At 35.7% G+C, this 25,316-nt stretch carries 28 protein-coding genes; 14 read left to right on the forward strand and 14 right to left on the reverse strand.

All coding sequences use genetic code 11. The features are described 5' to 3' along the window. Positions 1-90: 90 nt before the first annotated feature. Both BALOs_RS02345 and BALOs_RS02350 read left to right on the forward strand, forming a co-directional pair. Entirely contained in the window at positions 91-1,125 is a 1,035-nt protein-coding gene (locus BALOs_RS02345) for a hypothetical protein (RefSeq protein ID WP_133296934.1), read from the forward strand. A gap of 37 nt (positions 1,126-1,162) precedes the next feature. Then, on the forward strand, positions 1,163-1,927 hold the full coding sequence (locus BALOs_RS02350; protein ID WP_115361856.1) for a HEAT repeat domain-containing protein: 765 nt from the start codon (positions 1,163-1,165) through the stop codon (positions 1,925-1,927). On the opposite strand, the gene BALOs_RS02355 is transcribed toward BALOs_RS02350, so the two are convergent. The 6 genes from BALOs_RS02355 to fabF form a co-directional block, all read right to left on the reverse strand. Then, complete coding sequence (locus BALOs_RS02355) at positions 1,924-2,325, reverse strand: hypothetical protein (protein WP_115361854.1); 402 nt, start codon at positions 2,323-2,325, stop codon at positions 1,924-1,926. The two genes, BALOs_RS02350 and BALOs_RS02355, sit on opposite strands and share 4 nt — an antisense overlap. A gap of 4 nt (positions 2,326-2,329) precedes the next feature. Next, positions 2,330-2,806, reverse strand: coding sequence for a transcription antitermination factor NusB (gene nusB, locus BALOs_RS02360; protein ID WP_115361852.1), 477 nt, complete (start codon positions 2,804-2,806; stop codon positions 2,330-2,332). Next, positions 2,784-3,335, reverse strand: a complete 552-nt coding sequence (gene nrdR / locus BALOs_RS02365) for a transcriptional regulator NrdR (protein ID WP_233500255.1) — start codon at positions 3,333-3,335, stop codon at positions 2,784-2,786. The genes nusB and nrdR overlap by 23 nt, the downstream gene beginning before the upstream one ends. Before the next feature lie 9 nt (positions 3,336-3,344). Next, positions 3,345-4,925, reverse strand: coding sequence for a YiiX/YebB-like N1pC/P60 family cysteine hydrolase (locus BALOs_RS02370; protein ID WP_115361848.1), 1,581 nt, complete (start codon positions 4,923-4,925; stop codon positions 3,345-3,347). 93 nt (positions 4,926-5,018) lie between these two features. Further along, a complete protein-coding gene (gene glyA, locus BALOs_RS02375; protein WP_162929499.1) occupies positions 5,019-6,269 on the reverse strand; it encodes a serine hydroxymethyltransferase in 1,251 nt (416 codons plus the stop codon). A 17-nt stretch (positions 6,270-6,286) separates the two neighbouring features. Beyond that, the gene (gene fabF, locus BALOs_RS02380) at positions 6,287-7,540 is read right to left on the reverse strand and encodes a beta-ketoacyl-ACP synthase II (protein ID WP_115361846.1); all 1,254 of its coding nucleotides are present in this window, start codon (positions 7,538-7,540) and stop codon (positions 6,287-6,289) included. A gap of 192 nt (positions 7,541-7,732) precedes the next feature. Here fabF and BALOs_RS02385 point away from each other — a divergent pair, with 192 nt between their 5' ends. Next, positions 7,733-9,307: a protein-glutamine glutaminase family protein gene (locus BALOs_RS02385; RefSeq protein ID WP_120404175.1), complete on the forward strand. Its 1,575-nt coding sequence runs from the start codon at positions 7,733-7,735 to the stop codon at positions 9,305-9,307. Beyond that, the gene (locus BALOs_RS02390) at positions 9,307-9,567 is read left to right on the forward strand and encodes a hypothetical protein (RefSeq protein ID WP_115361842.1); all 261 of its coding nucleotides are present in this window, start codon (positions 9,307-9,309) and stop codon (positions 9,565-9,567) included. The genes BALOs_RS02385 and BALOs_RS02390 overlap by 1 nt, the downstream gene beginning before the upstream one ends. A gap of 50 nt (positions 9,568-9,617) precedes the next feature. Here BALOs_RS02390 and acpP read toward each other — a convergent pair whose 3' ends face one another. The 7 genes from acpP to BALOs_RS02425 all read right to left on the reverse strand — a co-directional run bounded on the left by acpP (position 9,618) and on the right by BALOs_RS02425 (position 15,186). Then, entirely contained in the window at positions 9,618-9,842 is a 225-nt protein-coding gene (acpP, locus tag BALOs_RS02395; protein ID WP_115361840.1) for an acyl carrier protein, read from the reverse strand. 89 nt (positions 9,843-9,931) lie between these two features. Further along, the gene (gene fabG / locus BALOs_RS02400; protein ID WP_162929500.1) at positions 9,932-10,696 is read right to left on the reverse strand and encodes a 3-oxoacyl-ACP reductase FabG; all 765 of its coding nucleotides are present in this window, start codon (positions 10,694-10,696) and stop codon (positions 9,932-9,934) included. Between the two features lie 8 nt (positions 10,697-10,704). Next, entirely contained in the window at positions 10,705-11,658 is a 954-nt protein-coding gene (gene fabD / locus BALOs_RS02405) for an ACP S-malonyltransferase (protein ID WP_115361838.1), read from the reverse strand. A gap of 17 nt (positions 11,659-11,675) precedes the next feature. Beyond that, positions 11,676-12,674, reverse strand: a complete 999-nt coding sequence (locus BALOs_RS02410) for a beta-ketoacyl-ACP synthase III (protein ID WP_115361836.1) — start codon at positions 12,672-12,674, stop codon at positions 11,676-11,678. Positions 12,675-12,822: 148 nt separating this feature from the next. Then, entirely contained in the window at positions 12,823-14,142 is a 1,320-nt protein-coding gene (locus BALOs_RS02415; protein WP_120404176.1) for a cytochrome-c peroxidase, read from the reverse strand. Positions 14,143-14,290: 148 nt separating this feature from the next. Continuing rightward, positions 14,291-14,500: a 50S ribosomal protein L32 gene (rpmF, locus tag BALOs_RS02420; RefSeq protein WP_115361832.1), complete on the reverse strand. Its 210-nt coding sequence runs from the start codon at positions 14,498-14,500 to the stop codon at positions 14,291-14,293. Between the two features lie 113 nt (positions 14,501-14,613). Then, on the reverse strand, positions 14,614-15,186 hold the full coding sequence (locus BALOs_RS02425; RefSeq protein ID WP_115361830.1) for a DUF177 domain-containing protein: 573 nt from the start codon (positions 15,184-15,186) through the stop codon (positions 14,614-14,616). Between the two features lie 98 nt (positions 15,187-15,284). Here BALOs_RS02425 and BALOs_RS02430 point away from each other — a divergent pair, with 98 nt between their 5' ends. Genes BALOs_RS02430 through BALOs_RS02475 form a run of 10 tightly spaced genes read left to right on the forward strand, consistent with a single transcriptional unit; the run spans position 15,285 to position 24,688 of the window. Then, positions 15,285-15,791 (forward strand): shikimate kinase, encoded by a 507-nt coding sequence (locus BALOs_RS02430; RefSeq protein WP_158536866.1) that lies wholly within the window; start codon positions 15,285-15,287, stop codon positions 15,789-15,791. A gap of 59 nt (positions 15,792-15,850) precedes the next feature. Next, positions 15,851-17,203 carry a hypothetical protein gene (locus tag BALOs_RS02435; protein WP_115361826.1) on the forward strand — a complete coding sequence of 451 codons (1,353 nt, stop codon included), beginning with the start codon at positions 15,851-15,853 and terminating at the stop codon, positions 17,201-17,203. Further along, positions 17,200-18,327, forward strand: coding sequence for an alanine racemase (alr, locus tag BALOs_RS02440; protein WP_120404177.1), 1,128 nt, complete (start codon positions 17,200-17,202; stop codon positions 18,325-18,327). The genes BALOs_RS02435 and alr overlap by 4 nt, the downstream gene beginning before the upstream one ends. Positions 18,328-18,364: 37 nt before the next feature. Then, positions 18,365-19,165: an ABC transporter permease gene (locus tag BALOs_RS02445; RefSeq protein WP_120404178.1), complete on the forward strand. Its 801-nt coding sequence runs from the start codon at positions 18,365-18,367 to the stop codon at positions 19,163-19,165. After that, complete coding sequence (locus BALOs_RS02450; RefSeq protein WP_115361820.1) at positions 19,166-19,918, forward strand: ABC transporter ATP-binding protein; 753 nt, start codon at positions 19,166-19,168, stop codon at positions 19,916-19,918. It abuts the gene before it with no gap. A 24-nt stretch (positions 19,919-19,942) separates the two neighbouring features. Further along, positions 19,943-21,313, forward strand: coding sequence for an MlaD family protein (locus BALOs_RS02455; RefSeq protein WP_115361818.1), 1,371 nt, complete (start codon positions 19,943-19,945; stop codon positions 21,311-21,313). A 10-nt stretch (positions 21,314-21,323) separates the two neighbouring features. Then, positions 21,324-22,397: a hypothetical protein gene (locus BALOs_RS02460; protein WP_120404179.1), complete on the forward strand. Its 1,074-nt coding sequence runs from the start codon at positions 21,324-21,326 to the stop codon at positions 22,395-22,397. A gap of 5 nt (positions 22,398-22,402) precedes the next feature. Next, positions 22,403-23,494 (forward strand): hypothetical protein, encoded by a 1,092-nt coding sequence (locus BALOs_RS02465; RefSeq protein WP_120404180.1) that lies wholly within the window; start codon positions 22,403-22,405, stop codon positions 23,492-23,494. Then, positions 23,491-24,078 (forward strand): L-threonylcarbamoyladenylate synthase, encoded by a 588-nt coding sequence (locus tag BALOs_RS02470; RefSeq protein ID WP_120404181.1) that lies wholly within the window; start codon positions 23,491-23,493, stop codon positions 24,076-24,078. The genes BALOs_RS02465 and BALOs_RS02470 overlap by 4 nt, the downstream gene beginning before the upstream one ends. Then, positions 24,062-24,688, forward strand: coding sequence for a methyltransferase (locus tag BALOs_RS02475; protein ID WP_120404182.1), 627 nt, complete (start codon positions 24,062-24,064; stop codon positions 24,686-24,688). Before BALOs_RS02470 ends, BALOs_RS02475 begins: the two co-directional genes overlap by 17 nt. On the opposite strand, the gene BALOs_RS02480 is transcribed toward BALOs_RS02475, so the two are convergent. Beyond that, a complete protein-coding gene (locus tag BALOs_RS02480; RefSeq protein WP_158536865.1) occupies positions 24,662-25,240 on the reverse strand; it encodes a DUF721 domain-containing protein in 579 nt (192 codons plus the stop codon). The two genes, BALOs_RS02475 and BALOs_RS02480, sit on opposite strands and share 27 nt — an antisense overlap. Between the last annotated feature and the right edge of the window lie 76 nt (positions 25,241-25,316).

Consider the following 25,316-nt stretch of genomic DNA (forward strand, 5'->3'; position numbering starts at 1 on the left):
GTTCATAATTGCTCTATTTTCATATCTTTTAAATAATGCTGATTATGTTAAAATAATCAAAGGTTTATCTAATTTAAAAGGAATAAAGAAGTGACTGGTACTATTACAAGATTATCGAGAGAAATGATGTACGTTAGTGATAACGTCTTCTATATTTTGTTCTCAGTTCTTATATTGTTAATTTGTGTCATTGTCGTTTACTGGTTTTACACAAGAAAACGTATGCAGGAATTACAACATCAAATTCCAGCAAATGTATTAAAGAGCTATCTCGATTCAGTAATTCAAAATTCAAATGCGTTAAAGTCATCTCTATTTAGAGGTGGAGGGCTTGAGGCCGGAGAGGGGATACCATCTGTTGTTCCAGGTGGAAGTTTACCTACTGGTAATGTTGATGGGGCCCAGCTTGCAAGTAAGAATGCCGAAATAGCTGCCTTAAAAGGGCAAGTTGCAAATAAAGAATCTCTTATAAAAGATCTTGAAGCACAATTAAGTGCAGCAGGTAGTAGTGATGATTCAGAGTCAGCTGCTATTATCACAAAGTTAAATACAGAGATCGCAGACCTTAAGGCACAAATTGCAGCGCTTAAAGCTGCTGGTGATTCTGCGGCTGCCTCTAATGAAGAAATTGATGCTCTTAAAGATGAAAGAGACGAACTACAGTCTCGTCTTAAAGAATATGAAATGATTGAAGGTGATCTTGCCGATCTAAGAAAGTTCAAGCAAGAGAACGAACAATTAAAAGCTCAACTTGCTCAAGCTGGTGGGGATCCAACTCCTGCTCAGCCTGAACCTGAAATCGATCCAACTCCGGCCGAAGAGCCTGAGATTGATGTTACTCCTGAGCCTGCTGAAGTTCCAGTTCCTGAAGAAGAGCCTACGACTCCTCCAGAACCTGAAGAAGTTCCAGCGCCTGAGCAGCCACAGCCGACTCCTGAGGAGCCAATTGCAGAAGCTGCACCAGAGCCAGCACCAGAACCAGTTGCTGAAGAAGCGCCGGCACCTATTGAAGAAGCCGCGGCCCCTGCTGCTGAAGCTGCACCTGAAGAAGCTAAGGATGATGGAGCAGGTGAACAGAAATCAGCTGAAGAGTTACTAAGCGAATTTGAAAAAATGTTAGGATAATATTTAGAGCAAATTTTTTTGCAGACAAGGATGTCTTTTGAAGAAACTACTTTTAATTGTAACGATACTTGCAAGTTTAAATACTACTGCCGCAGTTAACCAAAAGGCACAGCGTTCTGTTCTAACTCAAAAGCTAGAAAGACAATTCAAATATAATATGAAAACAGCAGATATGGATAAGCTTAAGAAACAAGTCTTAAAGCTTAAAGGAAAGTCTGTTGCGGCCCTTATAAATGTCATGAAAAGTGATAAGTACCCAGATAAGAATCGTTGGATGGCAACATTCTTACTTGGAAGAATTATGGGGAAGAAGTCGGCACCATTTATTTCAAAATTCACAATGCACCCAAATTGGGTAATGCGAATGGCCGCTTTAAAATCTCTACTCGCTTTAGGACAAACTGAATATACTGATATTTATAAAAAGTCTTTAAAAGATAATTCTCTAATTGTTCGTTACCAAGCACTTGAAAACGTAAAGAAGCTTAATCTTACAGGGCTTGCTCCAAATATTTGGGCAATGCTTTATGATAAGAGAAATTATCATATTAATGAAAAATTAAAGTCATCTAAAAGGGCCCATATTGTAAAAGAAATTATTAATACAATTGGAGATCTAAAGTTTGAAAAGGCCCAAGGTCCACTTTTATCGATGATTCAAAAACCGAAGTATTCTGATATTCATTCTGAAATATCTGATACGTTAGAAAAGATTACAGGACGCCGAGCTCCTACAACTAGTCTTAAAGAAAAGAAAAGATTCTGGTCTAAATTTGCTCAAGCAAAAGTGGTTATTCGCTAATATTCAAAGTGGTGAATTTGAAGGCTTGGGTGGTGAAATTTAAATGAATTTCCAGTGGGCTTTATAATTACAACTTCACATTCATTTTCTATATCGTATTGCTTATCAAGAATAGAGATAAATTGGTTGATTTCATTCTTAGTTGGAGTCTTTGGTATCTGACTAAAAATGATATTAAGTTGCTGTCCAAAGTTTTTTGAAAAGAAGAAATGAGAATAATCTTCTTTTATTAAGTCTTGATTCTTCTTTTTTAGAATTCGTTCTTCTAGAGTTCCGTCAACCAGATGGTTAATTGCCTCAATCACATCGATAGAGTTAGAAGATGACTGGTCATATAGACAAATCACTGCTCCTACTCTTTCGTTTACTAATGTGAAGATCTCTTCTTTTACTGACATATCGTTAAGACTTACTCACTCTGTCTAAAAGACCATTTACAAAGTTCTTAGAGTCTTCTTTCCCGTAACTCTTTACAAGATTTACATATTCATTGATTGCTACATTATTTGGTGTTTCTTCAAATTTAATCTCATAAATACCAAGGCAGATAATAGCTCTTTCAATAGCATCAACAGAGTCAAAACTTCTTTTTAGAATACACTCCGAAGCTGTGGACTTAATGCTTTCAAAGTTTTTGATAACACCTGTGATAAGCTTATTTCCATAATTTTGAACACTTGGATTTAATTCATTATCACTGTGTTCATCATCTTCTTTAATATATGACTCTTCAAACTCTTCAATATCAACTTTTAATTTCTCAAGGTCAGATTGGTAGTCACTTAAATCATTTTTGAAATCTTTAAGAAAGAGTTTGTAGATGAATTTAAATGCAAAGCTTCTAGCAGCTGATTTATTATTGAATGCTTGGTTTTTCACTTAGTATATCCTTATTGATAAAAATCTTTTCTTTTATATTTGTAAATTGCCCAATACTTTTTTGTAAACTTTCAATGAAGCCATCAATGTCATTAAAGTTCCAATAAAAAGAAGCATAACGAACATAGGCAACAGGGTCTAATTCGTATAATTTTTCCATCACAACTTCACCAACAACCTTGGCCACAACTTCAGTATTATTCTTTTGAGATAAAGTCATTTCAACATCATCAATTAATCGGTTAATTTGTGCTGTTGTTAAAGGTCTTTTTTGACATGCCTTATTGATACCTTTTGAGATCTTTTCACGATTATATGGCTCACGTCTTTTGTCATTTTTAACAATGGCCGGAACTTGAAGCTGAAGCTTCTCATAAGTCGTGTAGCGAAAATCACACTTTGGGCACGAACGTCTACGGCGAACAGCAAGTCCATCCGAAAGATGACGCGAATCGATAACTTTAGTGTTTGGTGTTTGGCAATTTGGGCAATACATAATTATTTCTATCATAATTGAGATGCATTGCATATTCCCATTTTAGTTTTGAGAGGAAATGGTTCGAAAATTTTCCTCAAGGTCTTCTAGAACTTCTTTACCATTTCGATATAGTAGAACTGTGAAGAAGTCTTTTTCTTCACCGGTGCGCTGTGTAATCTTATACGGAGAAACTGCTTCTTGTTTATACATATGTGACTTATCCCAATTCACTTGAGGAAAGCTGTCAAAGACGAGCTGCGCAAAAGATACTTTCTCTTTATCTTGTGGATTCATTGAGTAATCATAAGGTTTTCCAAGATTGCTAAAGGCAAGAGTTAGGCCTTTAACTGTTTCTTCGTAGCTAAGTCTTCGTTTTCTAACAATAGCAATATCGTCTTGATTTAATATCGAGCTCATATTTTTAAGTTTAACCCCTTGTCTGGTTGAGACTAGGAAGTTTAACTCTTTCGTTTGAATTTTTTCTTGATGCTCTTTGATCAGAGGATGAGTGGAAAGTCCTAATTTTACAATATCGTCCCAGCTTCCAATCCAGATTCCTACATTATCCCAAAACTTTTCAACAACAGCATTGTTGAAATTATTTTCATTATGAATAAAGATAATATCCATAGGTTTTAGTTGATAGAGTAGATGTGCTTTTTCATTCTTACCAATTTTTGTCACTTCACCATAAGTTGGGTTTTCAAACTTGATAGACTTCTTAAAGTAAACAGCAAAGCGCTTGTCTACTGTCGTTGCCATCTTTGCAACTATGTCGTGGATCACTTTAGTTTCTTGATTCCATCTCTTTTTCTTGTGAAGCTCTTTGTGAACATTACTATAAACTAGAGTCTCTTCAATTAAAGGGTCAATATAGTAAGAAAGTTTTGATTTTGTTTTTGCCTTCTCAAAGATCGTGATATCTCGATACATCGATAAGAGATTTGCTAATTTCATATGTGAAGGAGAGTTCTTTAACTTCTCTTCTAACTTCTCATGATATAGTTCAAGCTCTTTTTGAAGTGTTGGGTCGGATTCAATTTTTATTGCCTCTGCAATTTTTCTTTTAAGTAAAAGATGATTTTCATAAATCGCAATATTAGCAATGAGACCGACTTTTATGGCCTTAAATGTATCTTGTCCAATTTCATCATAAGGATTGATTATAGCAAAATCGACATCTCTTTCTTTTCTTTTAAGCTTTCGATTTCCTACGAAATATATTTCTTTTCGTTGTTCTATCGATGAAATTTTATCAGTGCGTATTTCAAAGCGAGTTGTAGGGTCTGTTACCCAGTTAATATTCTTCAAAAAGCGATTTAGATTAGCAGTAATCTTTTGGTTTTGATTAAAGTAGGGAGAAATAAACTTCAAGGAGTTTTGATCTTCTTTCTTTTTTGCATTAGCAAAATTCTTTCTCCAAACTAAATTCAATTCGATTTCTTCTTGTAGCTTATAGAGATTATCTTTATTAATCTCAAATTCAGAAGGATGGTATTGTCCTTTTACTGAAGCGATGTAGCGGCTAACAGAGTTACGATAATTATCATAGGCCATCTCAATTTGATCGACACTAGCACATGAGCTCAACAGAGAGCTTGCTGATAAATATAGTAGTAATTTCGAAATGTTAATCCTCATCAATCTTTCCTCACTGAAAGACTTATCGGATAGCTAAGACAATAAATTTAGGAGATGAAAAAGGGAGCTGAAAAGCTCCCTAATGTATTGAAATTAGTATACTGGAAATTCTTTGCAAAGAGCTTGGACCTGTCCTTTTATATCTGCAAGAACACTTTCATTCTCTGCATTCTTAAGGGCCTCAACAATCCAAGTTCCTATCTTCTTCATTTCGTCCTCTTTCATTCCTCTCGTTGTAAGAGCTGGAGTTCCAAGACGAATACCTGAAGTAACAAATGGTGATCTTGTATCACCTGGAATCATATTCTTATTACAAGTAATACCTGCTTGCTCAAGGGCCTTTTCTGCCACTTTACCAGTTACTCCTGCTGGATCTGTTTTCATAAGAACAAGGTGGTTATCTGTTCCACCTGAAACTAATTCCATACCAAGATCTGTTAGTTGTTTAGCAAGGGCCTGTGCATTTGTAATAACTTGTTTTTGATACTCTTTGTATTGTGGATCAAGTGCTTCTTTGAAAGATACTGCTTTTGCTGCAATAACATGCTCTAGTGGGCCACCTTGAATTCCTGGGAAGACATTAAAGTTAATTTTCTTTGCTAGCTCTTCATCGTTTGTAAGAATGATTCCACCACGTGGACCTCTTAACGTCTTATGTGTTGTCGATGTGACTATATGAGCGTGTGGAAATGGTGAAGGGTGAAGACCTGCGGCAACAAGACCTGCAATATGGGCCATATCAACTAATAGATAAGCACCAACTTCATCAGTAATTTCTCTAAATTTTGCAAAATCAATTGTACGAGGATAAGCACTTGCACCAGCTACAATTACATTTGGCTTATGTTCTTGAGCTGCACGTCTTACATCTTCATAGTCAATCATTTCAGTTTCTGGATTAAGTCCGTAAAATTTTACATCAAAATACTTTCCAGAAAAATTAACCGGTGAACCATGTGTTAAGTGACCACCTTCAGATAGGTTCATCCCTAAGATTCTGTCACCAGGTGAGATGATAGAAAAGTAGGCTGCCATATTAGCACCTGATCCTGAGTGTGGTTGAACGTTGGCAAATTTACAACCAAAGACTTTACATAGGCGATCAATTGCAATTTGTTCTACTGTATCAACAACTTCACAACCACCGTAGTAGCGTTTCTTTGGAAGACCTTCAGCGTACTTATTTGTAAGAACTGAGCCTTGGGCCTGCATAACTGCTTTTGATGTATAATTTTCAGAAGCAATAAGTTCAAGACCTTCTTCTTGTCTTGCTAATTCTTTATTAGTTAATGAGAAAATTTCCTCATCCATTTTTTCTAGGTTAATGGCGTCTTTATGAAACATCTTAATCCTTTTTGACTTTAAACTTTCTTTAATACGAGTGACGAATTTGTCGAACCGAATCCAAAAGAATTGTTAAGCGCATATTTAATATCTTTTTTAACGGCCTTATTTGCCGTGTAATTAAGATCGCACTTCGGGTCCTGATTGTCGATATTAATAGTTGGAGGAATCGTTCCAGTGTGTAGCGCAAGCGCTGTAAAGACTGTTTCAATACCACCAGCTGCACCAAGAAGGTGACCAGTCATTGACTTTGTTGAAGATACATTGATTTTTTTGGCATGCTCTTCACCAAGAACACGCTTAATAGCACCAGTTTCAGCAACGTCTCCCAGAGGAGTCGAAGTTCCGTGTGCATTAACATATTCGATATCTTCTGGAGAAATTCCTGCGTCTTCGATTGCTTTTTTCATACAACCATAAGCACCATCACCCTCAGGATGAGGAGCTGTAATATGGTGAGCATCTGAAGTTGCTCCATGTCCTGCTACTTCAGCGTAAATCGTTGCTCCACGCTTTACAGCACTTTCATAATCTTCAAGTACTAGAATCCCAGCACCTTCTCCCATAACGAATCCATCACGATCAATATCAAATGGTCTTGATGCTTTTGTTGGCTCATCAACTCTTTTTGAGAATGCCTTCATATTAATGAAACCACCCATACCTAGGTTACAGATTACTGCTTCAGTTCCACCTGTAATCATTAGGTCATGACGGCCAGATCTAATTTCTTCAACAGCATTTGAAATAGCGTGGCATGAAGATGCGCAAGCAGATGAAACAGTGTAGTTAACACCCATAAATCCATGCTTAATACTTAATACACCTGATGCCATATTTGGAATGATAGCTGGAATGAAGAAAGGAGAAATACGTCGTGGCCCTTTTTCAACAAAAGCTCTTGCTGTTTGTTCTGTAATAGGGAAGCCACCAATTCCTACACCAAGGATTGCACCTACTTTATACTTATCAAACTCTTCAAGATTAACTCCAGAGTCTTTTAAGGCCTCATCTGTTGCATGAAGAGCAAAGTGTATAAAGCGGTCATATTTCTTGGCCTCTCTTGCTTCCATTATATCTTCTGAAAGTTCGAAGTCCTTTACCTCTCCAGCAATCTTGATTGCAAGATCTGGTACTGGCCAACTTTCAACTTCTGAGATTCCTGACTTTCCTTCAACAATCCCATTCCATACTTCTTTTGTGTTTTTACCTAGGCCACAGATTGTTCCTAGTCCTGTTATAACTACACGGCGATTTCTATTTGTCGTCATATACATATCCTTATTTTTTCCTAGTATTTGATAATTTTGAAGGCCATTTGACAAGTCTTTGAGGCTCTTAAATTTTACAGAATTCAATGGGTTCTGTTTAAATTTAAACGATATTTCAATAAGTTATAAGAAATAACGAATTTAATTCTTAATAAGTTAATATTTTTAGGTAATTACCCCGATAATGCCTCTATGACTAAAAATATTATCCTATTGGTTTTGTCAATTTTTTCTATTTATTCACATGCAACATCAGTTGTCTTCTCTGATGATCTCAGCTTTGATAATTGTAAAGCTCCTTCAAAGGTACCCGTTGTCGTTTGTGAAAACGGTGGAAAAAGAGCGATTGTTCAAATCAATAGCAGGGGACATCTTTTAGGTCTTGTTACTGAAGGTGGGACTTCAAAAACATTTGCTGTTAAGCAGATCGTTGAAAATGGTGTTCCGACATACTACAACAGTTTAAGTGATAAGATTAATGAGGAGAGAGCAACCTCAGAATTCACAACACCTATTACAAAGTTACAAGAAATTGCAGAAAGAAAAAAATCAATCGAACAAGCAATAGAAATTGCTAAAAAAGAAAATAGTAATATTTTAGAAGACCTTGAAGATTTTGATAGTGACTTAGATGATAGCTTAAATAAGCTAAAATCAGTTGTTGCTCAGGCTTCAAACTTATTATGGGTTAACACTAAAAAAGATGGAAATATTCATTGTGAGATGAGTACAAAGTGTCCTATTAAAAAGTGTGGAGACAATCATTTCTTTATTTTTGATCCTTCTCGAAATATCTTCATGCCAATTAACTACACTCGTGACTCACGAGGTAATGCAAAGTTTACCAAGAGTGATTCTCAAATAACTATAGCAAGAACAATGAATGGTGCAGTTCTAGAATTAAATGACGACTATAAAACTTCTCGTTTAACAGCTGCAAGAAAGGCACCTCAAAATTTACAAAGTAATCCAACGGCCTATTTTAGTTTTCAAGATGCCCGCTTTAGTGATTATCTCAAGACAATCATTCCACATTGTTCTCAGAACATTAAAGACGATATTATCAGCCTTGGTGTACAAACTAATAATGAAAGAGCAAACCTAGACTTTGTTCATCTTGTTGAAGTTGTTAACGGTACTATCAATAGTCAGTATATTAATAAGAAATTTCTTCCAAAAAATAGCTGTCGTGATGGTGATTCATATTACACGGCCGAAAGTTATAAAGAGTCGCAAGAATTTGTTCCTCGATCAAGTGGTGTTATCTCTTGGAAAAAAGCAGGAGAGCTCTTTGAGAAAGCAAAGAAAATGAAAGAGCTAACTTGGCGTTATACAGCAGATGGTTGTTATGCCAGAGCTGAACTTATGGTTAATATGATGGAAGAAGAAGGAGTCATTGCTGATAAGGCATGGACCTCTGGATATTTGAAATCAAAATCTTCACCTCATCCATGGTCTTACCATGTTGCTCCAGTAGTATATGTTAATAATGGGCGAGGCCATGTACAAAAAATGATTATTGATCCTGCCGTTGCAAATGGTCCAGTTGAGCCAGATGAGTGGTTAAGGCTTATGGGTGTAAATGAAAAGAACCTCGATCAAGTTGGCTTCCCACCAAGTTTAGATGCTGTCTCAGTTGGTCGAAATACATTTACGATTTCTGATCGAAGTACATTTCATCCTCAGGACAAGACAAGACTTACAAAAGAGCAAAGGGTTACTGCCGCGAGAGCTCTTTTAGCTGATTTAGGAAATAGGTTACAATAATGCACAAGGTATTTTTAATTCTTTCAATATTATGTAGCTCTGTTTTTGCCTCAAGTATTAGTAGTGCAAAGTACACTGTCTCAAAGATTATTAATAAAGATGGAAAAACTCTTGTTTCCTTTATTGAGAGTGCAACTTTTTATAAGGCAAATGAAAAAGAATTAAAGTGTATTCAAGAATCAACTAAGAATGATAGAAAAGTTAAAATAGATTACGACTATAAAACATATGAAATAAAGTCATGTAAGATTGTAGAATAAAAAAAGCCTGCAAATTGCAGGCTTTCTTTTTATCTAAAATTTAAATTAGATTATTGCTTAGACTCAAGGTACTTAACAACGTCTTGAACAGACTTAAGACCTTCTGCATCTTCTTCTGGAATTTGAATATCAAATTCATCTTCCATTTTCATCATAAGTTCTACGATGTCTAATGAGTCAAGGTTTAGATCATCTACGAATGATGTTGAAGCGTTGATTTTTGCGATATCGATTTTTGTTTGATCCGCTACTAGTTGAATTACTTTTTGTTCCATATTTGTCTCCTAATTAAATATTAAGCTTTAAACTCAATCTCTCTCTATTAGTTATGTTAAATTTTTAATTTTAGTATATTAATATTTTTCTAGATATAAAGTCCACCGTCAATTTTAATTACTTCACCAGTAATATATCCTGACGCTTGGCTAAGAAGAAAACAAACAAGGTTTGATACATCTTCAGTTGACCCAAAGCGTGAAGTTGGAATTGAAGCAATATAGGCTTCTTTAGCCTTTTCTTCGAGAGAATCAGTCATATCAGTTTCAATAAAACCTGGACAGATTGCGTTACAGCGAATGTTGCGGCTAGCTAATTCTTTCGCTACTGACTTTGTTGCTCCAATTAGTCCCGCTTTAGAAGCAGAGTAAGCTGTTTGTGAAATATTACCCATTAAGCCAACAATTGAGCTGATATTAACAATTGATACATTCTCGGCCTTTAGGAAACCACGAGAACAAATACTTGTTAACATGATTGCACCCTTTAGGTTTGTATCAATAATTGCATCCAGATCTGCTTTTCTCGTTCTAAGGATAAGGCTGTCTTTTGATACTCCGGCATTATTTACTAACCCCTCAAGTGGGCCATATTCTTTTGTGAAGTCGTTTACTGCAGTCTTCATTTGTTCTTCGTTATTTAGATCAAACATGAGTCCTGTTACATTTGAAGCACCAAGCTCTTTTAGTTTTGCTTCTACTTCTTTTGCGACCTCTTCTTTACCCTCACGATAATTGAAGACAACGTGAGCACCTTGAGTTGCAAGAGATTTTGCAATCTCTAAACCGATACCACGGCTAGCACCAGTGATTAGAACTTTCTTATTTTTAAGGTCATTATAAGTTGCAATCATATATGCTCCTATGAGTTTAAAGCTTCTTTTAGCTCGTCAAATGCACCGTCTTTATCAAGTGAGATGACTTTTATATTGCGGTTAATCTTTCTAGCAAGTCCCATTAGCACTCTTCCTGGCCCAACTTCAATACAAAGAGTATCGTCATCAAGGCTCTGGAAACTTTGAGTCCATAGTACAGAACCATCAATTTGCTTAATGAGGTTCTCTTTTACGATGTCACCGTCTGTACCAATTTGATACTTTTTGGCATCGATGTTGGCAATATAAGGAATTGTCGTTTTATTAAAAGTTACGTCATTAAAAAATGCTGCCATATTCTCTCGAGCTGGCTTCATCAGGCTTGAATGGAAGGGAGCACTTACTTTAAGTTCAACAGTCTTATGTGGATCAGAAAAGTTTTCAGAAATCCAAGCAACGGCCTTATCACATGCATCAGCATGTCCTGAGATAACTATTTGACCAGGTTCATTGAAGTTTGCTGGCATAACTTCATTACCTTCTGATGAAACTTCTTTACATGCCTTTTCTACAATTTCTGCTGGCACTCTCATGACAGCATACATTTTACCCATTCCTGCTGGAACGGCTTCTTGCATATATTTTCCACGATTGTGCACAGACTTTAGTGCGTCTTCAAAACTTAAAGTACCGGCAGCGACAAGCGCAGGGTATTCACCAACTGAGTGGCCAAGAACACATGATACTTCAATTCCTGCTTCGTCTAAAATTTCTTTGGCTTTTTGATAAAGGCCAATTGAATAAGTAAGAATTGCTGGCTGTGTATTTTGAGTTAGTGTTAACTCTTCAGCAGGACCTTCAAGCATAATTTTTGAAAGATCATAACCAAGAGTCTTATTTGCTTTTTCTAGTAATTCGAAAGAAGGGTGTCCTTCAAGACTTTTTCCCATTCCAACATATTGTGATCCCTGACCAGGGAAGATTAATACTACTTTCTTCATATCAATAAACCTTTTAATTAGTATTTTAGTAATGTAGCACCGCTTGTTAATCCGGCACCAAATGCATCTAGTAATAATAATTGTCCGCGCTTAATTCGACCGTCTGTAATTGCTTCGTGCATTGCAATCGGTACTGTGGCCGCAGATGTATTGGCATACTTATCAATATTGATAATAACTTTTTCAGGATTGATTCCTAAAAGTTTTCCTGTTGTTTCAATAATTCTCACATTCGCTTGATGAGGAATTAGCCAATCGACTTCTTCAAGATCCTTTCCTGCTTTTTCTAAAACTTTCTTTGCATTATCTGCAAGTGTTCTAGTGGCAACACGGAACATTTCTTTTCCTTTCATTTGCATATAGTGAGTTCTATTTTCTAAGTGCTCAGCTGTGATTGGATCAATTGCTCCTCCAACTGGTTGGTCGAAGAATTCTTTTCCTGAACCGTCGGCACCAAGCTCAAGTGATAGGATATCTGAATCATCACCATCTTCATTGGCCCCAATAATAGCAACACCACAACCATCTCCAAAAAGAATACAAGTGTTACGATCTTCCCAGTTAACTTCTCGTGATAACATTTCAGAACCTACGATTAGTGCATTTTTAATTGCACCCATTTTTATCAGTCCTGTGACCATATTGATTCCGTAAACAAATCCAGAGCAAGCTGCTGCAATATCGATTGCCGCACACTTATTAGTAATGCCTAGTTTTTGTTGAAGAATACATGCTGTATTTGGAAGTTTGTAATCAGGTGTAACAGAAGCAAAGACAATCATGTCGATATCATTTGGTTCCATTCCAGCTGTTTTTAATGCATCCATTGTTGCATGATAGGCCATATCACTTGGCCATTCTCCACCTTCAGTAGAGCAGATATGTCTTTGGCGAATACCTGTTCTTTCAAAGATCCATTCATCACTAGTTTCAACCATGCTTTCGAGGTCGACATTTGTTCTAACTTCTTTAGGAACGTAGATCCCTGTTCCTTTAATTTTAACTTTTGTATTCATTTAAAATTCCTAACCTTGGTTATAAAAATTGGCCCTATTTTAGGTAGTATAGCAATGATGGGGAAGGGAAGGGGCGTTATGAATTGATGCGCAGTGTTTTTGTATAGGTTTTACAAAAAAAGGCCACTGATGTGGCCTTTCGTTCATATTATTTAGTTTGTTTACTTGATAAGTCTTCAGATAGCCCTCTGAGACGCTTTGTTGCCAACCCTGTTCTGAGGAATTGAACGAGGTCAGCCTTCTCGTTTTCAGTCAGATTCAGTGGACGTCTAATATCATCATCACTTATTAACTGAAATCTAAGTTTATTGTTAACAAAACTTTCATCTTTTACGATTTTTTCTTCATAAAGGGCCTGAATTGTTTCGGAAACATCGTAGTTTCTGATAGCTCGTCGAGTGTGATTATAATGATCAACAACTTCTTCTAATGTTGAGTAAACCCCATTGTGCATGTACGGAGCTGAAAGATGAATATTTCTAAGAGGAGGTGTCCTAAAGTTATATTGATCGGCCTTGGCCCCTGTTACTTCATATCTTCCCTTATCGTTTAGAGAAGCTTGAGCATCAATCGGTCCAATTTCAGGTAGTCCAATCGATTTATAATCCCAATCTGTTAAATGACGACCACTATGGCAATTGATACATGCTCCTTTATCGAGGAATACCTTTAATCCGCGCTTCTCGCTATCATTCATGGCATTTAAGTCTCCATCAAGATATTGGTCATATGGTGTATTCACAACATTGAAGTTTCTTGTAATAAAAGCTGCAAGAGAATTTGCCACATGAGTGATATCTATTTTTCCCTTTTTATAATCTTGAGGGTAGGCGCGCTTAAAGAGGTTTTGATACATGGCATTTTTCTTACCATTTAAAAGTCGTTTAACAAGTCCATTCCATTTTTTTAAGTCACCTTCAAGTGATGCAATTTCATTATTTTCACCAAGCATTTCTTCAGGCGAGAGTAGTGGAAAGATAACTTGAACAGCAAGAGAGCCGCTAAACTTACTCCATAGGTCCTTTCTTGCATTAAGCTCAGTACTTGGAGACATAAACTCTTGTTTTGATTTATCGTAGTGTACTCTTCCATCCCAGAACATATCAACAATATCATCGTAACCAAGATTTATAAGAGTAGGTGCGTGGCGCTTAATAATTTTACCCTTACCATCTTGAACACGTCCTGTTCCTAGGCCTTTTCCACCTGTTCCAATTGAGAAAGGAAGATCATCACCTGTGCCAAGCATTGGATGGTGACAGTGCATACAAGTAATGTCGTTATTTCCACTTAATTGAAGTTCAGCAAAAAGCCTCGAACCTAGGATAACCTCATTCTGGTTTTGTAATTTTGACTCTGGAAGTGATGTCAGTTGATGCTTTTCAATTAGGGTTGCAAGTGACTTATCTAGTGGTGACATTGCTGATGCATAAACTGTCATCATTAGAATGATTAAAATTTTATTCATGTGTGTTCTCTCTCTAAATATTTTCTATCTTTATACAAGAGAAGAGTTTGATGGGTCAAACTGATTTTTATTAGCTTTAGAAAGATATAAAACACAAAAAGCCCACTCAAAGAGTGGGCCTTTCTTATATGAAAAATAATGAATTATCTTATTCTTCTGTTGTTTCTTCTCTATCCGCTTTAGTAGTGAAGATCTGCTTACCTTTCCAGTAACCTGAAGGAGAGATACATCCCTTCTTAGTAAGTTCACCAGTTGTTGAATCAGCTACAACTACATTGTTCGCGTAAAGCTTGTGTGTTTGTCCAGCTCTTCTTAGGCCTTTTCTTGAAACACTTGTCTTCTTCTTAGGTACTGCCATTTTCTACTCCGTTATATTCAACTACAAAATTATTTCTTTTATAAATGAGCTTATGTAAATACATCACTCACGTCATTTTTACAAGCCAAAAGAGGCCTTGTTTTTATCTATTCTTAATTCGCATGCTCGCAAGTCTCTGAATTTTGGTCAACACCACATATTTGGCAAAGACCTTTGCAATCTGCGTCATGTAGAGGGTAGTGATTTACTGCCAAAAAGCAACATTCTGCCAAGGCTTCTTTTAAGTCGGCCTTTCCGCGATTATGAAAGTACATATCTGCCATTTCATCACTTACAAAAATCTCATCAACCTCTTCGTACTCAGGATCGTCTTCGTAGCGCTTATTTACATATGCAGCTGTGAATTCAGAATCAAAAGTCTGTGGTGTATCAATTAAGCAGCGGATACAAGTTGCTGTATACGCCCCTGATACCTTTCCTTTGACGATTAAGTGCTCACCAAAAGTATAGTCTCTTGCATTTTTTAGTTGTAGCTCTACACTTAAGCCTTCAAAACCTTCCGGCTTAACTTCAGGTTCAAAGTCTTTTGTGATTCCATCAAGAATCTCTTTTACCCAAGTGCAATCTTTATCAGTAAGATTGTAAGTTTCAAACTCGTCTCCAACTCGTGAGATTAGGATTGTCGAATCTTTTAGAAAGCTATTTTCTTTATTAACTATTTGCATATTTCCTCTAAATTTAGATGTCCTTCTGTGTATATTGCGTAAGGCCAAAATGCAAGAAAATTAGGACATTATGGTGGGAATCGTGTAGTTTTTTACGTATGAGAATCTTTATAACGGGCTTTTCTGGAGCCGGCAAAACAACTTTTGGTGAGAAACTATCTAAAGATAGTGAATTTCAAGTATTTGATCTGGATGAAGAGATTTTTAATCGAATGGGGACTGGCTACGACAGTCTTGGGGAGTATATCCAAGAGATCGGTATTGATGAATTTCGTAAGGATGAATTTGATATGCTCAAGCTCCTACATCAAAATATGAAGGATAACTATATGATTACATTAGGAGCAGGTGCTCTTGATGAAAAGAGTGTAGCAGATTTTATAGAAGAGATTGGTGGAAAATTAGTCTATTTAAAATGTGACTTCGAAGAGTGTTGGCAACGTTTAAAGAAAGATGGAAATCGCCCACTTGCTAAATATGGCCGCGAGTTTATGGAAAATCTCTATAAAAAGAGAGCTCCTACTTATGAAAAGAGTCATCTTTTACTTAATCAAGAAGAAATTCTTGAAATAAATACAGTCCAGGACCTCTTAAAATTGCTATAGAACGTCTCTTTTGATACGATTTTAAGCGATGTTATGTCCTTAGAAGGAGTTTTTGCGCCATGACAATGAATAGTCCAAAAGTTGCGATCCTTTCATCAATGATTGATGACTGTAAATCATTTTCAAAAATTTTCAAAAGTATTAATACTGTTGTCGACTCATACGACACTGTAGACTCTTTCTTAATCGCTCACTTACAAAAGCAATACGACCTTGTTATAGCAAGTGCAAATGATGCGACATTTGAGGGACAATTTCTTTTTAATCGATCTGAGTTAAAGGCCGTTAAGAGAGCTTTCATTGTTTCAACGAATTCAGAATTGAAGACTGTTGCAACCAATGAGAATATTGGAATTATATATCGCGATTTAGATTTGCTTGCGCAAATTAGACATGTACTAAATCAGTACAATCAACAAACATCGTTAAAGAGACAATTAGCACAACTTGAATCATTTCATGATAAGTACCGTCACCGTCAAGAAGCACTTGTTGCGAGTCTTGAAAGTGAAAGAACGAAGACTCTTTATGGGAAAGACTTCTTTGAAGTTTGTGACAGCATTAATTTTAATAGAGAAGAAAATGATTTAACTTCTCTTATAACAAATGTTTTTGAACCTTTAGAGTTTGTCTCAGGTTATACAATTTTTGAATTAAATCAAAAGACCAATAAGCTTTCACCTTTAAAGCATGATGGGCATAAGTCTATTGAAGTTCCTGAGGTTTGGCTTGGTCATATTAAACTTAAAGGCGTTAATGAAAATGGAATGAATATGGTGAAGAATATTGTTTCTAACCTAGTTCACAATCCTGTTGTTACCTTAGAATTATCGGAAAATGGTGTCGATACAACTAGTGTTGTAGCACTTGAAGTTGATCGCGATTATTTATTTAATTTTAATTGGCAGGTCATAGAAACACTTTTAAGTGGGATTTATTCTCAAATAAAGAATTCATTAACTCATGTTTCTTCTATCGCACAGGCTAAAGGGCCATTTGAATTATTATCAAATATCTCTGAAGTTAGTCATGGAAGGAATTTAATATCGATTGATACTTCTGAAATTACAGATCTAATGGAGTTAAGATCAGACTTCTCATTTGACTGGAATACATTTTGGAAAGATATGAAAGTTTATCTTTCTCAAATCACTAGTATTGGCAATATTTACAATATCTCTTTTGAATCAATTGTACTGGATGTGGAAAATGACTTTTTTGATGAAAGTTATGCAGCCGCTCAAGACCTTTGTAAGAATATAAGATTAGGAAAGTATTTTAGCGGAAAAGATAAGAGTCTTATTCTATCAATGCAGCTAAATGTTTCTGAAATTCCTTACTCTGGGTATTCAATGGTGACGACATCACGAAAGTTGAGAGGAAAAAGAGCGTTTCAAGATAGTACCTTATGAGAATAAAAAGTAGTATGGAGGTTAATGTCTCCACTCTTTCGCAAAACTATCAACTTTTAAAAGAAATTTGTCCTAATAATGAAACTCTCTTTATGGTCAAGGCCAATGCCTATGGACATGGACTGGTGCCAGTTGTTAAGTTTGCTTATTATGAGCTTGGCATAAAAGAGTTTGGTTGTGCCAGTATTGGAGAGGCTCTTAGGCTTCGTGAAGAAATTCCAAATGGAGAGTTTGAAGTTTATGTCTTTTCTGATGTGAACCTAGATCTTCAAGAAGCAGCAGATATTTATTTAAATAATCGAATTATCCCAGTTATTTCAAATGAAACAAACTTAGAGTTCTTCTTGTCTCATGAGGAATTTCGCTACTTCCCACTTTGTTTAAAATTCAATACGGGAATGAATCGACTCGGAATAAAAATGGATCGAATCGATTATGCGATTCAAACAATCAAAAAGCATGGCCGATCAAGTATTTATCATTTGATGACCCACTTTTCGAGCTCAAGCTTATCAATGCAAAAAAATAAGAGAAATCTAACTCAAAAAGAGAATTGGAAAGAATTAAAGTCTCAAATCAATAGTTCTGGAATTGAAATTCATAAATCATCAATTGCAAACTCTGGTGCAATTGAGCAAAAAGTTGGACTTGAAGAGTCTCATGTTCGTGCAGGATTAATGATGTATGGCCCGTCTTCTTTGTTGCCTCAGTATAATAAGTTGAGTTGTTGGAAAGGAAAGTTGATCTCTAAACTTGAGACAACTTTTATTGATAGTTTTCAAGTTGATCGAGGTACACCAATAGGCTATGGAGCAACCCCATGCCCATCAGCAGGTACTGTGGGAGTTTTTGCTCTAGGATATGGTGATGGTTTTTCAACTCGCTATCAAAATGTTCACCTCAATCATGGAGAGCATGAAGGACAAATTGTAGGGCGAGTTAATATGGATATGGCACAGATTTTGTTTCCTAACACAAACTTAACAATCAAAAATGGAGAAAGGTTTGTCGTATGGGATCAAAATGGTCAAAACTTTTCTAATATATGTGTCGAATCAAAGACTATTCCTTACGAAGTGTTTATTCACTTAACTGAAAGAATTCCCAAAATATATCGACAGTAAGTAGCAGTTTCATTCTTTTTCCATTAGAATTTAAGTAATGAATCTTTTACTTAGAACATTTGTTTCCTTTAATGAAAATTTAGGAAAATTAGTTATTTTCAATTTGGCAGGTCTTGGCAAAGTGATGAAGTTCATTGTGAACTTTTTTTACTGGTTAACGAAGAGACCGTATCGTTTCAAATTATTTTTTGAACAAATGGAATTTGTCGGAAACAAAAGTCTATTTATTATTTTCTTGGCCGGTGCATTCACGGGAATGGTTATGGCCTATCAAACATACTTTGGTTTTAAGTTAATCAATGTAGATTCTCTTGTTGGTCCAGTTGTTGCAATTTCTTTAGCAAAGGAATTAGCTCCTGTTTTAACAGGGCTAATTGTTGCAGGTCGAGCAGGGGCTGCTATGGCAGCACAAATTGGAACGATGAAAGTTACTGAACAAATTGATGCTCTTGAAGTTATGGGTATTAGTAGTATGCAATACCTTGCTGTTCCAAGAATTATTGCTGGTACTTTATCAGTTCCACTATTATCAGTTTTCTTTTTATTAGTAGGGAATGTTGGCTCATACATTGTCGGAACCTATGCCTTGCAGATTGATGATGCCATATACTTGTCTAAGCTTGGACAATTTATGTACGTCTCAGATATTTTCCAAGGTGTAATTAAAGCGACTGTCTTTGGTTTCGTTATTTCAGTAATTGGAACTTACTTTGGCTTTGCTGTCACAAAAGGTGCACAAGGAGTCGGTAAGGGGACAAACCTCGCTGTTGTATGGGGAATGATTTCGGTTTTAGTTTTAGATTATTTTTTAACAAGTTTCTTAGTGCAGGTGATGTAGATGTTAGAATTTGATGATCATTCAGTACGAATTAGAAACTTAACCAAGACTTTTGGTAAGCACACTGTTTTAAGTGAATTAAACTTTGATATAAAACGAGGAAGTATTACTACAATCCTCGGCTTTTCAGGAGCTGGAAAATCAACACTCTTAAAGCATATCCTAGGACTTCATCATCCAACTTCTGGATCAATTGAGGTTTTGGGAAAAGACTTATCAACTCTTCAAGAAGATAAGCTTCGTGAATTCCGTCAAAACTACGGAATGCTTTTTCAATATGCGGCACTTTTTGATTCAATGACAACAATTGAAAATGTGGCCTTTCCATTAATTGAATTCACAAAATTAAATGAAAGTGAAATTAAAGAGAAAGCAGCTTCTTTATTAAAATCAGTAGGTCTTCAGGAGATCTCTTTTGATAAACTACCAAGTGAATTGTCTGGTGGTATGAGAAAAAGGGTAGGTCTTGCAAGAGCACTGGCCCTAAGTCCACAGCTTATGCTCTATGATGAGCCAACAACTGGACTTGATCCTATTACAACTAAAATGGTCAACGATTTGATCATAGAAACAAGTAAATTACATAAAGATATTGGATTAACCTCAATTATTATTTCGCACGACGTAAAAGCATCGCTTGAAATTTCCGACTACGTTGCCTTTTTAAACCGTGGTAATATTGTTGAGTATCTACCTGCAAATGATTTCAAAAACTCAGACCATCCATTGGTTCAAGAGTTTATTAATTTATAGGTAGTTCCAGGGAAGAGGAATTATATGAATGAATTTAAAGTCGGCTTAATGGCCTTGGCCGCCATGATAGCTGTTGTTGTTATGTCCTTAGTTGTAACTTCAAACCAATCTGGTTTTGGAGCTTATAATGATTATTACACAACTATTAATGATGCCTCTGGTATCTTTCCAAAAACTCCAATCAAAGTTGCTGGTATTAATGCGGGACGAATTAAAGATATTCAACTAACTGGAAATAAGGCCCGTATTAGTTTTGAGGTTCTTGAAAGAGTTAAGATCACAAAGGGTTCCAAGCTTAGAATTCGATCAGTAGGTTTCTTAGGTGATAAGTACTTAGAGATTTACGTTGCTAATAATGATGAACTCCTTCCGGATGGTTCAGAGCTTCTAGCAGAAGAGAAAGCAGGTATTGAAACACTTCTAAAAGATGCAAGTGAAGTTATGCAAGATGTAAAAGTTCTTGTTGGAAGTATTAAAGAGTCTTTTGTTCCAGAGGGTGGTGAGCCAGCGATGAAAAAGATCGTAGCTGATGTTCAGGAGACGATGACGAATACGAAAGAATTAACAGGTAAGCTTAATGATCTCGTTGGAAGGAATAATCAAAAACTTCAACGAATTATTGATAATCTCGAAGACTTTACTGCTCAAATAGCATACCAAACAGATGCAAACGAGCCAGCAAGTGCTGTTGCAGATGTAAAAGAGATTCTTAAGAAAGCTGATAATATGATGGCCGATCTTGAGGACCTTGTTCAAAATATCAAAGATGGGAAGGGAACAGTTGGTAAGCTTCTTGTTGAAGAAGAGATTGCAGATGAAGTTAAGTCAACTCTATCAAGTGTTCAAAAAGTAATTGGACGAGTTGATAGTATCCGAACACAATTGTCGGTTTATACTGGTGCAAATACGAGAACTGATCAAACAGATACAACTGCTGAACTTCGTATCTTTCCATCGCCTGGCCGTTTTTACCTGGTAGGTGTAACGACTTCTGAATTTGGGCCTGAAAGACGAAAGATCACAGAAACAACTGTTGGTGGGACAACGACTATTGAGGATGAGAAGGTTAGAAAATACAATGACGTTCTCCTCAACCTTCAATTAGGTCGTCGTATCGACAATTGGACATTCCGTGGAGGACTTATCGATTCTTACGGTGGTCTTGCTGTTGATTATAATTTTGATGACTGGAATACCATTACAAGCCTTGAGGTCTTCGATTACCGAGATAATATTGGGCCAAATATTCGTATCGGATTAGATTTTCAACTATGGAGTGTAATTTATGGTAAAATTGAGGGTGAAGATTTAATTAATGATCCTGGTATGGTTTATAGTTTAGGATTAAAGTTTAATGACGAAGATATTAAAGGCTTAGTAGGGATTTTCTTATAAAGAATAAGTAATGACGGAAAGAAACTGGTTAATTAGAACAGAATCGAAAAAAATACTCGGTCCACTTTCAAAGCAGAAGGTTGTCGAGTTTGTACAAAATGGAACCCTCTCTGGAGAGGATGAGATTTGTAGCGGTAATGGTTACTGGTTTTGGGTCAAAGAAGAAGACCTATTAAATAAGTTTCTCTATGGAGATGAAGAACAAACCTTCAATCCAGTAGCAGAGGCCAAGACGAAAGTTGCAAATAGCGTAACAAAACTTGTTAAAACAAGTGGTATCGTAGAAAAAATCTCTAAAGAGAATGGGGATGAAATTCCTGCAACACCATTATCTTCTGAAAACCCTGCAACAGATAATTCAACAACAATTAATGATGAAGAAGAAATATTACTTCCTGCTGAAGATGACTTAGATTTTCCAGAGCCAATTGATTACAGTGATACCGCAGTTGCAGCTCCAAGTAGTGAGCCTAATATTGTTCAAGAAAAACCACTGGCAGATGTGGCCGATGACGAATCAATCAGTTTAGCCGAAGCAACAAGTGCTATGGATATCGAAGAAGAAGAAATAATCCTTCCTTCATCGGATGATCTCGATTTCCCAGATATTGGCGGTGTTTCAGAAAGTACACCTGCTGAGGAAGTTGCACAAGAAGCTTCTCAAGTAAGCCAAATTGATCAATTTGTTGAAGAAGTAGAAAAGAATAAAGAAGATGAATTAGCAGCTCAAGCAGAAGAGATTCTTAAGTCTGAAAAAAAACAGCCACCAACTGCACCGGATTTAGATAGTATTGAAGATGATAATATCGAGCCTATGAAGGCCGTCGAAATGCCTCGTCCTTCAAAAAAGAAGAAGTCAGGTGCTAAGAAAAAATCAAAAGCTAGAAAGAAGAAAAGAAAAAACGATTATAGCTTTGTCTATATTGCTATTGCTGTATTAATTGTTCTTCTTTTCTTTATTTCAAAATTCTATTCAAAGCTTGTAGGTAAGGAATTGTTTTCTGATATTCAATTTAAAACACCAACTAGCTTAGTTTACGCGCAAGAGTTTAGATCACAGGATAAAAAAAAAAGATTTTTCTAAACTATGTGAATGTTTCATATAGTTTATCATTAGAAGGTGTCGAGTATATACCGGACTTTATTAAAACACCTCCTAGTACTTGTGATAAAATTACACAATTTGAGTTCAATTTGATTTATGCTTTTACGACGTCAGAACTTAAAAGTGACGAGAAGCCTTGGGTTGAGTTTCAGGCCAAGTGTCAGCATCTATTTTATCCAGATATCGTTATAAAGTCTTATGTTGAGTCTCGTTCTGATAAACCTGTTTTGGAGTTTGAAGAAGCTTTAAAAATGAAGTTTGATAGTAAAAAAGTAGCTCATCAAAACTTCTTAAAAAGTTTAGAGAGAAAGAATATTCATCAATTACTTTTAGAAATAATAATCGCTTCTTCATTAAATAAAAACGAATGGCTAACGACTGTTATTATCGACTTGTTAGGTCGAGATATTACAAATTATTCCGTTTGGATTAATGAAAATATCATTCCAAAATCAAGACAGAAGTATGCAAAATATATTAATAGAACTTTTGAATTGGTAAACGAGTCCAGTATAGATGAATTTTATAAATTAATGTTTTTTAAAAAATTCACTCATATATCTACTGGTGATAGTCGATTAAAGTTAACACAGCTTTTAAATCAAACTTTTGGAGCAACTCTTGAGTTTGATATAACAAGTTATAAATATGGAGTTAAGATGACTCCATTTTGGGTGCAGGAGCTTGAGAACTTTAATGAAAAGAAGCGTTTAGTAGAGAGGTTCTTTGCGACTCCAGCTGTAAAAGAGTTATCTGATTATAATGGCCTATTATTTGAATACAATCTACCAAAGGTTGGAAGTGGCCGAGATAAGATTATCGATAAAATAGCTAGTGAGTATAAGGACTATAATTTTGATAAAATGATGTCCTTGATTTCTGGATTGCGTAACCCTGTTTTTAAAAAAGAGTTGGTCAAACGTGATAAGTATTTTGAAAGGCCAATCTTTAGTATTGAAAGAACTTTTCTAAATAAGAAATTAAGAGAAAAAAAGAGTAGCTGGCTTGCGTATCAGCTGTTATATCTTGGACAAAGAAACGAAGAAATTATTAAAAACTTAATGGTTGATTTATGAAAGACTTATTCATTTATCCAACGGATACTGTCTGGGGAATTGGAGGAGATCCATTCTCTATTGAAACGTATGAACTCATTGCTCAAGTGAAGGGAACTTCAATTAGAAAGCCTTTGAGTATATTAACTAATGATGTTCAAAATTTGATTGATACTTTTCATGGCTCAGAATCCTATGCAACTCTTTTTGATGACCTTTTCAAATACGAAATCACAGTGGGACTGCCGAAGGCGAGTTTATCCCTTCAATTTCCTGAAGGTCCATTTGATGAAACGGACTTTATATGTTTTCGAGTCATTCAAAATGAGATCATAGATGAGTGTATTAAGGACTTTCCTGGATTCATTACTTCAACAAGTTTAAATAAAACAGGTCAGCCTCCGATTTACGACTCTGAAGAAGCAAATGAGTTTTGGCATCGATATTGTCCTGATAGTAATTTCATAAGTTCAGACTTTCTTAAACCGAGTGGGCATTCATCAACTATCATCTTAATCTCAGGATTGACGGCCCAAGTTGTTCGAGAAGGTAATCATATTGACAATATTTTAGAAGTGTTAAAATCTCATGGCATTAATTACTGATTATTCCCAGCCTTCTTTTTATCATTTTTCTCGTGATTCAATTGAGTTAGCAAATTGTGTAGCCGAGCATATTGAATTTCATGAGCTTGTCGTTGATAAGCTCGCTGATCTCTGCTGTGGTTGTGGTGTCATTGGACTCGAGATCTTACAAAAGCTAGATGAAGAAACTCTAAGTTCGATAAAAGAGATTCATTTTGTTGAAGTGCAAGATGATTACAACTCTCATCTTCATCGTAATATTGAACAAGTTAAAAGAGGAATAAATGGCCTTGAATATCAGGTTCATTTCGAAAATATTCTTCAGTTTAATACAGTAAAAGACTTTGACCTTATTGTGATGAATCCACCATATTTTAAAAATGGCCATGGAAGATCAAGTGAGAATGAAAAGAAAAGAACTTGCCGAGAGTATTCTGGTGATGAGCTTAAGAGTTATATCGTTCACGCTGCTAATTTACTGAGCCAAAATGGTGTTCTATTCTTTGTTTGTCGAGAAGATGAGCAAGTAAAAGAATTACTAAGAGGCATTTCTAAGATCTATTATATAGAGAAGGTTGAGGAGGCAGAGGGCTTTTCGATTTTCTTACTTCTTCGTTCTCAGTTGCATTAATATTGAAGTTAATGACTTTTTGAGCTCTTCATCTTCAATATCTGAAAATTGTTCTTGAGCATCTCTCATAATGGCTTTGTATTCTGGAGATTGTGGATGTAGACGATTTTCAACTTCTTGTTTTACTATCTCTTTTCTTTCGACTTCCGACTTCTTTTTCTGGAAGAATTGATTATCTACTTGGAAGAAGATTTTCTTAATCTGTCCTTTTGTTGCAGGTAGAACATTTCCAATTGATTTTATAATTTCTGTTTCCATGTATTTAAGCTGTTGAGCGTAAACAGGATGTGAAGTTAAAATCGTTAGAGATTTATTTTTTAGCTTAAGTGGAATAGTGAATTGAGAAAGCCTTGGCCCTACGATCTTATTCCAAGAACTTGAGAGTTCGAGAAAGTCAAAGAGATCAATGGCCTTATTCGCTTTAAAGTTAGATTGTTTATTACCATAACTACCATAACTTGAAACGCTCGCAACACCAGCGTTTTTACTGAAGTCACTATCGATATCTTTTAAAACATCTTTTAAATTTTTGAGATTTTTCAGCTTTTTCACAAGATGCATCATATATTAAAGAGGTCTTACCAGTCAAAGTAATAGACGATTGATTGAATCATAGGCATATTATTAA

The sequence above is a fragment of the Halobacteriovorax sp. BALOs_7 genome (assembly GCF_003612895.1).
GTDB lineage: Bacteria > Bdellovibrionota > Bacteriovoracia > Bacteriovoracales > Bacteriovoracaceae > Halobacteriovorax_A > Halobacteriovorax_A vibrionivorans.